At 53.2% G+C, this 13,874-nt stretch carries 15 protein-coding genes and 4 pseudogenes; 10 read left to right on the forward strand and 9 right to left on the reverse strand.

The features are described 5' to 3' along the window. Positions 1 to 324: 324 nt before the first annotated feature. A complete protein-coding gene (locus CS369_RS05870) occupies positions 325 to 2,052 on the forward strand; it encodes an HD domain-containing phosphohydrolase (protein WP_244664809.1) in 1,728 nt (575 codons plus the stop codon). A gap of 8 nt (positions 2,053 to 2,060) precedes the next feature. Here the strand turns inward: CS369_RS05870 and CS369_RS05875 are convergent, their stop codons facing one another. Next, a complete protein-coding gene (locus CS369_RS05875) occupies positions 2,061 to 2,816 on the reverse strand; it encodes a DeoR/GlpR family DNA-binding transcription regulator (protein ID WP_196906358.1) in 756 nt (251 codons plus the stop codon). Positions 2,817 to 2,888: 72 nt separating this feature from the next. On the opposite strand from CS369_RS05875, the gene CS369_RS05880 reads away from it, so the two are divergent. After that, positions 2,889 to 3,473, forward strand: coding sequence for an NUDIX domain-containing protein (locus tag CS369_RS05880; protein ID WP_196906359.1), 585 nt, complete (start codon positions 2,889 to 2,891; stop codon positions 3,471 to 3,473). A gap of 37 nt (positions 3,474 to 3,510) precedes the next feature. Beyond that, a pseudogene (locus CS369_RS05885) lies at positions 3,511 to 3,879 on the forward strand (NUDIX hydrolase). 13 nt (positions 3,880 to 3,892) lie between these two features. Here the strand turns inward: CS369_RS05885 and CS369_RS05890 are convergent. From CS369_RS05890 to CS369_RS23170, 5 genes and pseudogenes are all read right to left on the reverse strand, one after another. Further along, on the reverse strand, positions 3,893 to 4,609 hold the full coding sequence (locus tag CS369_RS05890) for a DeoR/GlpR family DNA-binding transcription regulator (protein WP_244664810.1): 717 nt from the start codon (positions 4,607 to 4,609) through the stop codon (positions 3,893 to 3,895). Between the two features lie 102 nt (positions 4,610 to 4,711). Continuing rightward, complete coding sequence (otnI, locus tag CS369_RS05895) at positions 4,712 to 5,494, reverse strand: 2-oxo-tetronate isomerase (RefSeq protein WP_196906426.1); 783 nt, start codon at positions 5,492 to 5,494, stop codon at positions 4,712 to 4,714. An 18-nt stretch (positions 5,495 to 5,512) separates the two neighbouring features. Continuing rightward, positions 5,513 to 6,133, reverse strand: a pseudogene (otnC, locus tag CS369_RS05900) (3-oxo-tetronate 4-phosphate decarboxylase). Beyond that, positions 6,133 to 7,440 (reverse strand): annotated as a pseudogene (gene otnK / locus CS369_RS05905) (3-oxo-tetronate kinase). The pseudogenes otnC and otnK overlap by 1 nt, the downstream one beginning before the upstream one ends. 481 nt (positions 7,441 to 7,921) lie before the next feature. Beyond that, positions 7,922 to 8,092: a hypothetical protein gene (locus CS369_RS23170; RefSeq protein WP_244664823.1), complete on the reverse strand. Its 171-nt coding sequence runs from the start codon at positions 8,090 to 8,092 to the stop codon at positions 7,922 to 7,924. Between CS369_RS23170 and dctP (CS369_RS25080) the strand changes: the two are divergent. The 7 genes and pseudogenes from dctP (CS369_RS25080) to CS369_RS05935 form a co-directional block, all read left to right on the forward strand. Next, positions 8,024 to 8,401 (forward strand): annotated as a pseudogene (gene dctP / locus CS369_RS25080) (TRAP transporter substrate-binding protein DctP); the annotation flags it as partial. The gene CS369_RS23170 and the pseudogene dctP (CS369_RS25080) overlap by 69 nt on opposite strands. A 94-nt stretch (positions 8,402 to 8,495) precedes the next feature. Then, positions 8,496 to 8,909: a TRAP transporter substrate-binding protein DctP gene (gene dctP / locus CS369_RS24495; protein ID WP_280514731.1), complete on the forward strand. Its 414-nt coding sequence runs from the start codon at positions 8,496 to 8,498 to the stop codon at positions 8,907 to 8,909. Positions 8,910 to 9,028: 119 nt separating this feature from the next. Beyond that, a complete protein-coding gene (locus tag CS369_RS05915) occupies positions 9,029 to 9,412 on the forward strand; it encodes a TRAP transporter small permease (protein ID WP_196906361.1) in 384 nt (127 codons plus the stop codon). 18 nt (positions 9,413 to 9,430) lie between these two features. Further along, entirely contained in the window at positions 9,431 to 10,900 is a 1,470-nt protein-coding gene (locus CS369_RS05920; protein WP_196906362.1) for a TRAP transporter large permease, read from the forward strand. Positions 10,901 to 10,954: 54 nt separating this feature from the next. Beyond that, a complete protein-coding gene (locus CS369_RS05925) occupies positions 10,955 to 11,362 on the forward strand; it encodes a heme-binding protein (protein WP_196906363.1) in 408 nt (135 codons plus the stop codon). Positions 11,363 to 11,375: 13 nt separating this feature from the next. Next, positions 11,376 to 12,038, forward strand: coding sequence for an aspartate/glutamate racemase family protein (locus tag CS369_RS05930; protein ID WP_196906364.1), 663 nt, complete (start codon positions 11,376 to 11,378; stop codon positions 12,036 to 12,038). Between the two features lie 16 nt (positions 12,039 to 12,054). Next, on the forward strand, positions 12,055 to 12,864 hold the full coding sequence (locus CS369_RS05935; protein ID WP_196906365.1) for a 3-keto-5-aminohexanoate cleavage protein: 810 nt from the start codon (positions 12,055 to 12,057) through the stop codon (positions 12,862 to 12,864). Between the two features lie 52 nt (positions 12,865 to 12,916). Here the strand turns inward: CS369_RS05935 and CS369_RS05940 are convergent, their stop codons facing one another. Genes CS369_RS05940 through CS369_RS05950 form a run of 3 tightly spaced genes read right to left on the reverse strand, consistent with a single transcriptional unit; the run spans position 12,917 to position 13,814 of the window. Then, positions 12,917 to 13,099 (reverse strand): DUF1869 domain-containing protein, encoded by a 183-nt coding sequence (locus CS369_RS05940; protein ID WP_196906366.1) that lies wholly within the window; start codon positions 13,097 to 13,099, stop codon positions 12,917 to 12,919. Continuing rightward, positions 13,096 to 13,461, reverse strand: a complete 366-nt coding sequence (locus CS369_RS05945; RefSeq protein ID WP_307833664.1) for a DUF1971 domain-containing protein — start codon at positions 13,459 to 13,461, stop codon at positions 13,096 to 13,098. The genes CS369_RS05940 and CS369_RS05945 overlap by 4 nt, the downstream gene beginning before the upstream one ends. Continuing rightward, positions 13,461 to 13,814 (reverse strand): DUF1971 domain-containing protein, encoded by a 354-nt coding sequence (locus CS369_RS05950; protein WP_196906367.1) that lies wholly within the window; start codon positions 13,812 to 13,814, stop codon positions 13,461 to 13,463. The genes CS369_RS05945 and CS369_RS05950 overlap by 1 nt, the downstream gene beginning before the upstream one ends. Positions 13,815 to 13,874 lie beyond the last annotated feature (60 nt).

Below are 13,874 nucleotides of genomic sequence, written 5' to 3' on the forward strand. Positions count from 1 at the left end.
TTAAAAACCATTTAAAAAGAATTTTATAAGGATAAATTTCAATATTTTTTACATGAAAAGAAAATTATATCGTTTTATCCAAAAATCCCTCAATTTAGTCCAATAATAGAGTCATTGTAACCGCGTATAATCCTTGTTAGGATGAAAAAAACGCTGAGTTTATTGACTTATTGACTGGATTGGCGTTTGCTTTTAACAAATAAATCATTAGATTTTTTTGATTATTACCATCTCTAATCCATCAAATAATTTGCTTGCAATTCGGCTAAGAAAACGGAAGCGTCGCCAAACACCAGGGCTTATCTACACCAAGAGGGATATCGTATGATGGAGCATTACGCCCCCCCGCCAAATAATGTTATTCGTTCGCTAATTCAGCATCCGCACGCGATGTCAATTTATGCCAAAAATATGCCGTACCCCCTGAAAGCCGATGTCAGGGAGCTCAGTCTCGATACCAGCAGTATGATATTGGAAGTCGAATACTCTGGATCGGATATTGAGCACTACCTCCATGAAGGGGGGCTCAATTTTGATCTGGAGGCCCTCAACGGCGTCGATAACAGCGAGCGAGAAACCTACAGTCTGTGTAATATCCCAACCAAGTTGTTTAAGGTAGATAGCATGCTGTACCGACTTGAATGCCAACTGCCAGAGTCGGTGTTTATCAATGAAAATCGTGGCGCCATTCGTATTCCTTTTATTCTCGGAATGCAGGCACGCGTGCGCGTTGAAATCTATCGCCATGTGCTTACCGTAACTGGAAAATTGCGCAATCTTTCAACCGGTGGATGCCTGGTCGAAATCGATCTGGTTGAAAGTATTGCCGTGGAGGTGGGTCAGGAGATTCCGGGTATAACGATAGAATTTCCTAATGGAACCACACTGTTTGCCGAGGGAAAAATTAGGCATATGCGTCCCTTTGGCAATAACGGTTATGCCGCGGTGGGTGTTCAATTCATTAATTTATCTTCATCGCAATCTGAAGCACTGTTTCATTGCACGAATGAAGTGGAAAGAGAGGCGGCATTTCGCACCGGTATCACCGGCAGCATGATCTATCAATCTCCACTGTTCATTCCGAGTGCCAAGGAGAAAAGCATTCTGTTACGGGAAAATCAGGAACGCGAGAAGCGTACTCGCCAAACCCCAATGGAACGCGGCGTACTGGAAGTCGCTCATCGCCTCCAAATTGGGTTGATGTACGTAAAAACCCGCAACCAGCTGCCGCTGGAAATTTTTTATGACTGCGTCGACACCTTGCTGTATCTGGTCAAAAACGATCGTAAAGCCTTCTTGTATGCGCTCTCTTTCCTGCGCGACGAAGCCGACTGGGTACGGCATGCGGTTCAGGTCTCTGGAACATTAGCTGACATGTTGCTGCTTCACGATCCTCACGATACGCAAATACTCGAAGCCGTTCTCGGTACGCTGCTGCACACCATGGGTAAACCGCTGTTAGTCAATGCCAACCTTCCCTCACTGAAGGTCAATATGAACCCGGCGCAGAAAGCCATACTGCGCGGCCACATTACCGTGTTGTGCCATACGTTGGGCGAACTTGGCTGGGAAATGAGCCCGGTGTGCCGTGAAGTGATCGAAAACGCCAATGAACTTCTTGATGGCAGCGGCTATCCGGCGGGCAAATCGGGCACACAGCTGTCACCGCTCGTCAGGCTGGTATCGGTGATTAAAACGGTCAACACATTGCGACACGCACGTAACAGCATCTCGCCCCGCACGCCACTTGAGGCTTACCGCAAAATTCATGAAGCCCACGACGTCTACGATAAGTCGCTGTTGGTAAAATATATCCAGATTTATGGCCCTTATCCTATCGGTAGCCTGGCGAAATTCTCGGCCGGTTTCCTGGGCTGGATCCTTGATATTGACAACAAAGGCCGGCCTACGGTGGTGCATTTGGTAAAAAATCTGCGCTTTCCCGATACCAATATCAGCAGTGTGTTATCCAAAGGGGATTTAGTGCAGGTTGGCAAACTGGTTAACATCGCCAACCCGCAAGAATATGGACTCAAGGTGCAGAAGTTATAGCGTGGGGCTCAGGCGTTAACAACGCTAACACCTGTGGTCACCAGTGCCGCTCGCAATGTCGCATCGGTGTCATCTTCCACCACCAGCGTATTCATCAATGACAAATCACCGATAACGAACGGTGAAGCAGCGTTTATTTTTTCTGCCGAGGCCAGCACAATGATCTCGGCCGCACGTTTTGATAGCGCACGCTTGATGCAGGCTTCTTCATAGTCGCCTGTGGTGAGCCCCGATTCCGGATGCACACCGGTGACACCCATAAAGAAAATATCCGGGTGATACTGCGCAATCCCTTCCAAAGTGGCGGCACCCACGGTCACGATAGAGTGTTTATAAAGCTTGCCACCAATCAAAATCACTTCAATCAGCGGGTGCTCAACCAAACCCAGCGCAATGCTTGGGCTATGCGTTACCACGGTAATGCATAAATCAATGGGCAGGAATTTGATCAACTCAGACGTGGTGGTGCCGCCATCAATCATCACCACCTGACCGGGCGCGATCAGTTCAGCGCCTTTTTTCGCCACCCTCATCTTTGAATCCATGCGCAGCGACTGACGTTCGGAAAAGGTCACTTTGGCATCGGCGACAGGAACGGCCCCACCGTGTACCCTTTGCAGCAGCCCTTTTGCGGACAATTCCCGTAAATCACGGCGCACCGTATCTTCCGAAACCTCAAGCCACTCACTGAGTGTTTTAGATAACACCTGCCCATCAGTGGCAAGCTTTTCGAGAATGGCTTTTTTACGTTGTGGCGTCAGCATTGATCCCCCAATGAATGAAATTAATTGAACTTGCATGTTTTTGCTGCCCAAAACACACCAATAGGCCATAAAATGCCATTTAAACATGCAGAAATACGCATACAAAACTGCCAAATCCTCTCTGACGACTGGTATACGCTAAAAAAATACACCTTTGATTTTCAACGTCGCGACGGTGAATGGCAGCGACAGAACCGTGAAGTTTACGATCGTGACAACGGTGCCACCATCCTGTTGTATAACCGGCAACAGCGTACGGTGGTGCTAACCCGCCAGTTTCGTTTTCCAACCTATGTGAATGGCTATCACGGTTTTCTGATCGAAACCTCAGCCGGCCTGCTCGATAACCTGGATCCGGAAAGCCGCATTAAGGTCGAAGCGGAGGAAGAGACAGGATACCGCATCACCAACGTGCAAAAAGTGTTCGAGGCCTTTATGAGCCCTGGCTCGGTCACCGAGAAGCTGTTTTTCTTTATTGCAGAATATCACGCGCACGATCGTGCAAGCTCCGGAGGGGGGATTAAAGCGGAAGGGGAAGATATAGAAGTGCTGGAAATGCCTTTAGAACAGGCCTTTGGGGCGATTGATGACGGCCTGATCGCCGATGGAAAAACCATCATGTTGTTACAGTACATCGCACTGAAAGGCATGCTTTGAGGTCACTATGTCGACACTATCTACAGCAACACAACCTATAGCAGCACAACTGATTTTAATCGCCGGGCCATATCGTAGCGGCACCGAGGGCGACACGGCGCGTATCGCCAGCAACCTGGCACGTCTGTAAGCCGCCGCGCTGGCCGTCTATCAGAAAGGGCATTTTCCGGTGATTGGCGAGTGGCTGGCCTTGCTATTAGCTAACGCTGCGGGCTCGCAACAGATCGGCGACGCCATCAGCGAGGCATTTCTCTACCCCGTGGCCCACCGGCTGATCATGCAATGTGATGCAATATACCGCATTCCCGGTGAGTCCAACGGCGCGGATAAGAATATCGAAGTGGCGCTGCGTGCAGGACTGAACATCTATTATACGCTAGACACCATCCCACAGGTCAGCGCGTAACACCCTGCGTTCCCTACTCCGCCACCACCAGGTGCACGCCGGTTTGCAGCAATGCACTTTTTGCGCTTTCCGGCAAATTGCTGTCGCTAATAACGATATCCATCTCTTCCAGTGAGACCGCATTAAACGTGCCCACCTTGCCGTACTTGCTGGAGTCACAAATCAGGATACGTTTATTCGCTGCCGCCACCGCCGCTTTCTTGATGGCTACTTTGGCTTCGGTCGGCATGGAGATCCAACGCGCATTCCACGACGAGGAGGAAATAAAGCTGATATTCACGTTAAGGTTATGCAGAAAATGGGTGGAACTGTCGCCGACGCAGGAACAGTTCTCCCGCAGCACCAACCCACCGGTGTGGTAGAGCTTGCATTCGGAATGTTCGATGAGGTAATTGATCACCATCAGATCGTCCCGAGATTCCAATGACTGCGCCAGTGCCAGCGAGGTCGTGCCCGCATCCAGATAGAGTGACATGCCCGGCTGAGCGTACTGCGCCGCAGCATGGGCGATCAGCGTTTTTTCGGCAAATTGCAGCGCACGCTTGGTCAGGTGCGACGGCTCCGAGGTGATTTTCTCCGACAGTTGCACGCCTCCCGACACGGAAAGCACGCGACCTTCCTGTTCCAGCTTTTGAATGTCTCGGCGTACGGTCATGTGTGACACGCCCAACAGCTCGGTCAATTCGGTAATCGAGATCAGCTCGCGTTCAACCAGTGCTGTGAGTATCAATTGGGGATCATCTATCGCCTTTTTATGCTGTTTTCACCGGCCGTATGCCGCTAACCGCCTGATGGAATACGCTTATTGCCAAGGCGTATTGTTCAATTCTGTTTATGATTCGTCAAACGCTTTCCGCCAGATGAGCCCTGCCCGCGTGCCGGATTCGGGATGGTACTCACAGCCTATCCAGTCACGGTCTCCCGCCTTTTCCAGTTCCCGGAAGATATGGGCATAATTGATTTCCCCCGATACTGGTTCATGCCGGTCCGGCACCGACGCAATCTGTACGTGGCCGATACGTCCTGCGAGCGAACGGATCAGCATGCTGAGATCGCCGTGGGTAATCTGAGCATGGTAGAGATCTAACTGTACGCGTGCATTAGGTCGGTCAATCATGCTCACCAGTCGATCGGTAAGGCGTTGGTCGTGCAGGAAATACCCCGGCGCATCGCGCGGATTGAGCGCCTCGCACAGCAGTGTTATCTGTTGCTGCGCCAACCGATCTGCCGCCAGCCGCATGTTGGCAAGCCATAACGCTGTGGCCTCGTCGATTGGCAGCGAGGCTGGGGTATTGCCCGACATCACGTGCAGCTTCTTGCACCCCAGGTGCCCTGCATAGTCTAAAGCCTGCTCCAGAGTTTCTTTAAATTCACGCTCGCGGCCAGGCAGCACCGCCAAACCGCGTTCACCGCCCGCATAATCACCGGGGTTGACGTTAAACAGGGCAAGCTGCAATCCATTGCGACGCAGTTCCTGACCAATATCCTCCGCCGGATAAGCATAAGGAAACAAAAACTCTACCGCACTGAACCCGGCTCTGGCTGCGGCTTCAAACCGCGCCAGAAACGGCACTTCGGTAAACAGCAGCGAGAGATTAGCGGCAAATCTGGGCATCATGTCTCCTTTTCGCCCTCAGGGACGCAGCTCACTGACTTCGGCCTCAGTGAGATAACGCACGTTGCTATCTTTGAGCAAAAACATCAGCTTTGCGGTCTCTTCCAGTTCATCCATGGCGTTGGCAGCCTCCGTCAGCGACGTTCCCAACACCACCGGACCATGATTTGCCAATAAAAAGGCATTAGCCTCGTGCGCTCACTGCGCCAATGTTTCCGCAATCCTGATACTGCCGGGCTTAAAATAAGGCAGCAGCGGCATCTTGCCTACTTTCATTACATAGTAAGGGGTGAAAGGACGAATGATATTTTCCGGATCGAGACTGTCCAGACACGAGAACGCGGGCAGATAGGTCGAATGCAAATGCACAATGGCGTTGCAGTCCGGGCGCTGGCGATAAATCGCCAAATGGAACGCAATCTCCTTGGACATGCGATCGCCGGTCGCTTGTTCTCCGTCCATCGTCACTTTGGATAACCGTTCGGCCTTCAGCGATCCCAGACACGAGTTGGTGGGCGTCGCCAGAATATGACCATCCGGCAGGCGCAGCGACAGGTTTCCGGCAGAACCGACGGAATATCCGCGTTGATAGTATGACGCACCACAGGAAACCATCTGTTCACGCAGTTCACGTTCCATTATTTACTATCCTTCTGATAGAAATCCTGTGCGGTAAAAAAGAAGCGTTCGTCGCCAAAATTACCGGATTTAAGGCCGAAAAAGCGTGTAGCATTCGCCGCATGCACCCAGGGAACTCCGGGCGCAATTTGTGGGCCTATATTCAGCGCCCCGACCTGCAAGCGCTGCATCACCGCACCAGAGGTTTCTCCGCCTGCCACGATAAAATGATCGACTCCGTGCTAGGCGAGCGCCAGCGCCAATGCGGCAAAGAAAGCCTTCACCGCAGCACTGGCCTGTTGGGCGCCGTAACGCGCCTGAATGCGCGCCACATCATTGCCAGCGGTTGAGTAAACGAGCGGCGCAAGCGTGCCTTGCTGTTGGCAGACCCACTCCGTCACCTCTACAACATAATCCGCAAGACCTTCGATACAACGGGCAACATCAAGGGGCTGCGCGGGCGCTTCAGCCGCATAGGCGGCAACCTGCGCATTAGTCATCACGGAGCAGGAGCCCGACAAAATCACAGTCTTGCTGCCGTCAGCGGGTTTGCCCGCTTCACTGGCATCAACGTTGCGCGACGATGAACCTCGCGTCAGCACAGCAGCCAGTCCCCCCGCCAGACCCGAGCCACCGGTAAGCAGCGGCAGTGTTTGGCTCGCCTCGGCAATGGTTTCCAGGTGTGTAGCGGTCAGCGCATCAGGCACCAGGTAGCGATAGCCCGCCTGGCGCAAATCAGCAATCGCCTGCTGCACCGCCTGCACGCCCGCATCAATCACAGAAAAGAGAATTTTTGCCGCGCGCCCGGCTGCCTGTGCTTCCATTATGCGCATCACGTTGGCATCGCGCATCGGCGTCAAGGGATGGTTACGCATGCCAGACTCATCCAGCGGCACGCCGTTCACAAACAGGTAACCGTGATAGACGCTGCGCCCGTTCACCGGTAGTGCAGGACATAACAGCGTGATGTCCTGTGCCAATGCCGCCAACAGGCTATCCGTTACCGGGCCTATGTTGCCTTGTGCTGTGCTGTCGAAAGTCGAGCAATATTTAAAGTAGATCTGCTCGCACCCGTGTTGTTGCAACCAGCGCAATGCATCCAGGCTCAGGGCGACCGCTTCTTCTGACGGACAGGAACGGCTCTTCAGGCTGACAACGATAGCATCCACATCAGTTGTGATTTTTTGTTCATCCAGTTGTGTCACCTGAATGGCGGACAAACCACCGTTGACCAAAAAGCTGGCGATATCGGTGCCACCGGTAAAATCATCGGCGATAACACCTATTCTGGGCGGCACGGCGTGAGGCCGTTGTATGTTGGTTGGCATTGAGATAACCCTGTTCCGTCGTCGAGGAAAGTGCCTCATTATCATCGCTGGTTGTGAAAAAATATTAAATATGGGTCACGCTATCGCCGATTTGCGCATTTTTTTGTGATTTATTTTTAAATTACGTCGAAATGTTATACAAAAGTCACAAATATGGCGTTAAGTCATTGTGGTGTATTTCGATTAACGCATACTGATGCTGGACACAAAACGCGCTAGCACTCAGGTAACAACATTTATAAACCATAATAAAAACATGATAAATAAGCATGTTATAGAAATAAAAACGAGAACGCGTCAGCGGTCGATGCTCGTAACCTCACCCGACGCAGGACTTAACAAAAAACAACAAACAGCTTCAGAACTGAACGAGAGATAAGCCAACCGGCCGATCCAGCGGTTCTACCCGGTTAATATTCTCTGTACCTAACCAGAATGATTGAGAAAGGACATCATGTCGAACATCACACGACGCACATTTCTAAAAGCCGCCGCCGTTGTCGCGCCGGCCACTGCGGTTATGGGATTCCCTTTTATTGCTAACGCCGCGCAGCCTGAATTCCATTTCAAATACGGCACCAATTTGCAGCAAGAGCATCCGTTCAGCATCTGGACACAGAAAACCGCCGATCTGATCAAAGAGCGCACTCAAGGGCGCGTGGTGATTGATGTCTTCCCGAACAACCAGTTAGGAGGCGATACCGACATGCTGGCCCAGGTAAGGCGCGGCGGTATCGATATGTTCAACCCCCCTTCGCGGGTGATTGCCACGCTGGCCCCGGTGGCGGCGATCAATGCCGTTGGCTTTGCTTTCGCCGATTACGATCAAGTATGGAAAACCATGGATGGCCCGCTCGGTGCACTGGTGCGCCAAGGGTTTGACCGCGTGGGGCTGCACGCAATGGAAAACATGTGGGACAACGGTTTCCGCCAGATAACCAGCAATGCCGAGCCGGTAAACACCGTGGCCGATATGCAGGGGCTGAAAATTCGCGTACCGGTCAGCCCGATCATCGTGGATATGTTTAAAGGCATGGGGGGCAGCGCCAGTCGGCATGCAGTATTCCGAAGTCTACTCCTCGTTGCAGACCCGCGTGATCGATGCGCAGGAAAACCCACTGGTAGTGCTGAAAACCGGCAAGCTGTTCGAAGTGCAGAAATATTGCTCGCTGACCAACCATATTTGGGACGGCTACTGGTGCATCATGAACAAAAAATCCTGGCAGAGTTTGCCGCCGGATTTACAGCAAATTGTCGCCACGGCGTTCAAAGAAGGCGCGATGAATCAGCGTGCGGAAATCAGCCGCCTGAACGCCAGCCTGCTGGACGATCTGAAAGCGACCGGTCTTATCTTCAACACCACCGACCCCAGCAGTTTCCGTCAAAAACTCAAAGAGAGCGGCTACTACGCCACCTGGCACAAGAAATTTTGGGCCCTGCTGGAAGGCGCGGTGGGCAAACTCTCCTAAAGGCGTTCAGAGCGATTGCCACGTGCCAAGGTAAACGCCTCTAGCACCGTGGCGAACCGTTGAGACCACTGTTTGTTCTGAACGATCCGGTTTATCAAAAATTCACAAGAGTAAAGCGAATGGAAGTTTCACATCAAATCAAGCCGCTCCTGCCACCGGGGAGACTCGCCAATGGTCTGGAAATTTTTTATGACTATATGGGCCGTGGCATCGAGGCACTGGCGGGGCTTCTGGTGCTGGCGGAAATTATCGTCCTGCTCTCCGGCGTTATCTCCCGCTACGTGTTTCACGCACCGCTGGTCTGGTCCGACGAAGTGGCAACCATTGGCTTCGTCTGGCTAACCATGCAGGGCGCGGTCATTGCGCTGAGACGCGGACAGCACATGCGCATGACGGCACTGGTGTCACATTTGTCCGAGGGTAAACGCGCCTTTGTTGAAGCCCTGGCGATGGGCGTGTCGTTGGCCTTCCTGATTCTGATTTTCGAACCCGCCTGGGAATAGGCGCTGGAAGAGTTGATTGTGGTGACGCCAGCTCTCGAGATCAGCGTATTCTGGCGTGCGGCGTCGATCCCGGTTGGCATCACGCTGATGCTGATCACCATGCTGCTGCGTCTGATGCTGTCAGCACCGCGCTCACTGGCTACCTATCTAGGCCTGCTGGTCGTGGCGATCGCGGTGGTGGCTTTCTCCTTCTCCGGCTCGATTCTGATGCCGCTCGGCAAGCTGAACCTGATCCTGTTCTTTGTGGTGATTGTCGCCATCGGCGTGCTGTCCGGTGTGCCTATCGCATTTTCATTCGCACTCGCCACCTTCGGTTATCTGGCACTGATCACGCGTACCCCAATGCCGACGATAGTCGGACGGTTGGAAGAAGGCATGTCGCACATGATGCTGCTGGCCGTACCGCTGTTTGTGTTCCTCGGTGGCTTGATCGAGATGACCGGCATGGCGAAAGTCATGGTGCAGTGCCTTTCCAGTCTGCTCGGCCACGTGCGCGGCGGGCTCTCCTATGTGCTGGTGGGTGCCATGTATCTGGTCTCCGGCATCTCGGGTTCTAAAACCGCCGATCAGGCGGCGATTGCGCCGGTACTGCTGCCAGAAATGACCTCGCGCGTTGCCAAGCGCGGGGATTTGGTCGCCCTGCTCTCCATCACCGGTGCGCAAACGGAAACGGTTCCGCCCAGCATCGTGCTGATCACCATCGGCTCCGTCACCGGGGTTTCCATCGCCGCGCTGTTTGTCGGTGGGCTGCTGCCCTCCGCCGTGCTCGGCGCCATGCTGTGCCTGGTTATCTGGTGGCGTAACCGCCGCGAAGATTTTAGCCAGGTTAAACGCTATAAGAAAAAAGAGATCGCCAAGCTGTTTGTGATTGCGCTGCCCGCGCTGATCCTGCCGTTCATCATCCGTGCCGCGGTCATCGAGGGCGTCGCGACTGCAACGGAGGTTTCTACCATTGGCGTCGCCTACACCGCACTGGTTGGTGCCGTGTATTACCGTCATTTTGATTTGAAACGCGCCTGGTCGATGCTGATCGATACCGCATCACTGTCCGGGGCCATCATTTTCATCATCGGTGCGGCAACGGCCATGACCTGGGGTTTAACCCAATCGGGCTTCTCCAAAGATCTGGCCACGCTAATGGCTTCACTGGGCAGTGGGATGACCTTCGTGGCGATCTCTGTGGTGGCGTTCATCATCCTGGGCAGCGTGCTGGAAGGCATTCCCTCTATTGTGCTTTTCGGGCCTCTGCTGTTCCCCATTGCACGCGATTTGGGCGTACACGAAGTGCATTACGCCATGGTTGTTGTGCTGGCAATGGGCATTGGGCTGTTCGCGCCGCCGTTTGGCGTTGGCTACTACGGCTGCTGCGCGGTCAGTAAAACCGACCCGAATGAGCCACTGCCCTATATCTGGGCTTATCTGGGGGCTGCGACCATCGGGCTGATTATTGTTGCCATGTCCCCATGGGTTTCCATTGGGTTCTTATAACAACAGCCGCTCACACCCTTCGATCCTGCTGCTGACAACGGATAAGGAAATAGCATGGAAAATCTGACGTTTGAACAAGCGCAGCGCGCCGTTAATCTCGCGCTGGCGCTATCACAAGACAAATACGCGGGCCGCCCGTTGACCGTGGCGGTGTGCGATCGCAGCGGCGTGCTGCTGGCCTACGCGCGCATGGATGGCACCAAGGCCTTCACGGCTACGCTGACACAGCGCAAAGCCTACACCGCCGCACAGTTTGGTATTCCCACGGCGAAACTGCTGGAGCGGCTGCAAAGGGAGAATCTCGCACTTTCCTATTTTGCTGACGACAACTTTTCACCGCTGCCTGGCGGCATCCCGGTACTGTGCGGTCAAACGGTGGCGGGTGCCGTCGCCGTAGGCGGAATCAGCGTCGCTGAAGATGTTGAAGCGGCTGAACTGATCGTTTCCACGCTCTCAGAATAATAAGGGGTTAACAATGAAAAAAGGGGCCATATTTCACACCAGTAAAGGGACGCTCGCCATGGTGGACGAACTGGCAAAACGTATCATGCCGGACGTCACACTCATGCACATCGTGGAAGATTCCATGATTGCTGATGTCATGGCACAAGGCGGTGTCACACCCGCCATCAACGCACGCATCGCCGCCTATGTCACCAGCGCCAATCTTGCTGGCTGCGACCTTTTCTTCACCGCCTGCTCCTCGATTGGTGCAAGCGTAGAACGCTGCCAGTTTATCAGCCCAATTCCGGTGATGCGTATTGATGAGGCCATGGCGCTAGAGGCGGTTGAACGCTACCAGACCATTGCCGTACTGGCGACGGTTGGCACTACCCTGGCCCCCACTCTTGAGCTGATTCAACGCAAAGCAGCCGAACTCGTTAAACAGACAGTGATTCACTCACAGTTGATGGCCGACGCGTTCACTGCGTTTCTGGCCGGTGAACTGGATAAACACGATGCCATCGTGGCGGCGGGTATTCATGAGGCGTTCGGGAAAAACTGTGATGCCATCGTGCTGGCTCAGGCATCAATGTCGCGCGTATTGGCGTCCGTCGGTGATTTGCCGGTGCCGGTGCTGACCTCACCAGAGCGCGGGATTCAGTTGTTGAAACAGCCGCTGGATGCGCAGAACTAACCGTAGAGGCAAAGGTATGAGAAAAATTGTTATTTCCGTCGCGCCGGTGGCGGGAGACACCACATCCGCCCATACGGAAGATGTCGCCCGAAAGGCGATCGAATCCTACCATGCCGGTGCAGCGATGGCGCATCTGCACGTGCGGGAGCGTAATGGGCAATTGACGCGCGATCCGACGCAATTTCAGGAAACGCTACGTTTGATTCGCCAACACACTGATATGGTTATTCAGGGCTCAACGGGCGGCGTTTCGGATATGACCATCGAAGAGCGCTGCTCACCGCTGGACTGTCCGCTGGTTGAGATGTCGTCACTGAATGCCGGTTCCGTGAATCTGGGCGATGTGGTGTATCGCAACCCAATGCCGGAGATCAAGTACGTCACCGAGCGCTGTGTGCAGACCGGTATCGTGCCGGAAATCGAAGTGTTCGAACTGGGCATGATCCATAACATGCAGCTTATCGCGCAGGAAATGCCGCTGCCAACGCCGGTTATCTATGCCATGGTGCTAGGCCATAAAGGTGGCTGCCTGGCAACGCCCGCTACGTTGGCACTGTTTAGCCAATATATCCCCCATGATGCGCTGTGGAACATCACCCACTACGGGCGGCGCGATGATTTTTCAATATTAACGGCGGCATTAGGGTTGGGTGCCTGTATGGTCCGAGTCGGATTTGAAGACAGCGCCTATCTGTCACCCACCGAGAGGGTGGATCGCAACGCGATATTGATTGAACGCATGAGCACCATCATCAAAAATATCGGTTTCGAGGTTGCCACACCGGAGGATGCCCGGCAGATGTTTGGTTTAAAGTCATTGGCCTGACGGGATAACGCTATCAAGCAGACGTCAATGGGCGTCTGCTACTTCCTTTTTACTACCAGCCGCAGACGTTATGTTCCTCTTCTGTGTCATACGCATGCACGGTATTGATCAACTCCCTGACCACTTCTGCCGCCACGTCCGGCGCTAATAAGGTCATTGGGGTTTCAGTCTCATAATCGGCCGACACGCCGTTGCTGTTATTGGTGACCGTCACCGTGTACGTTATCTTGCTCATTCTATACCTCGCTCTACGACGTTCAACACTTTATTCAACCCAAACCCTTGCAGCTTCACCTCAGGATCGGCGAAGAAATCAATCATAAAATAGCTATCTTCGGTCAACGGCGCGATACGCTGCCATTGATCGGGTGTCATTACCCAAAACGCTCCCGCTTCAATGCGCGTTTCGCTATCAGGCATTGGCGCATCTGCCGCTGAAAATACCTGATAGCTGACTGCGCCTTGCATCACCGATAAGCTACCATAAACGCCCGGCTTACTCGCATGGATACCGAGAACCAGTTCCGGTAATGAGTCATGGCTCCAGAACGTCGAGGCATATTTATGAATATAATTTTCTGGAATTGATATCATCATTATTCCTTGATAGTGCTGACCATGGCGGGTGCAGATTTTAATACGTCGGGCGCAACGAAAAATTCGATATTAAAATAGCTATCTTCGGTCATGACCTCGATGCAATGCCATTTCTCTGGCGGGAATACGCCAAAGTGCCCGGCAGTAATCAGCAACTCACGCTCAGGTTCAGGCGTGATTGCATCGGCAAAACCTAGATACTTCACGGCACCACGCATCACGGATAAACGCGGGTAAACGCCGGGTTGGGTGCCCGCATCCAGATGGCGTTTAAAAATGCTGGCAGGCGCGGTCCCCTTATTCCAAAAAGGCGTTGAGCGCGTATGAATACATTGCTGCGGAATAGGTAGCATGTTTATCCCCCTTTATGGGTACGGCATGCGTTTGAACCCTTTCAAACGACTTCATGCAAT

Source organism: Candidatus Symbiopectobacterium sp. 'North America' (assembly GCF_015762685.1).
Classification (GTDB): domain Bacteria; phylum Pseudomonadota; class Gammaproteobacteria; order Enterobacterales; family Enterobacteriaceae; genus Symbiopectobacterium.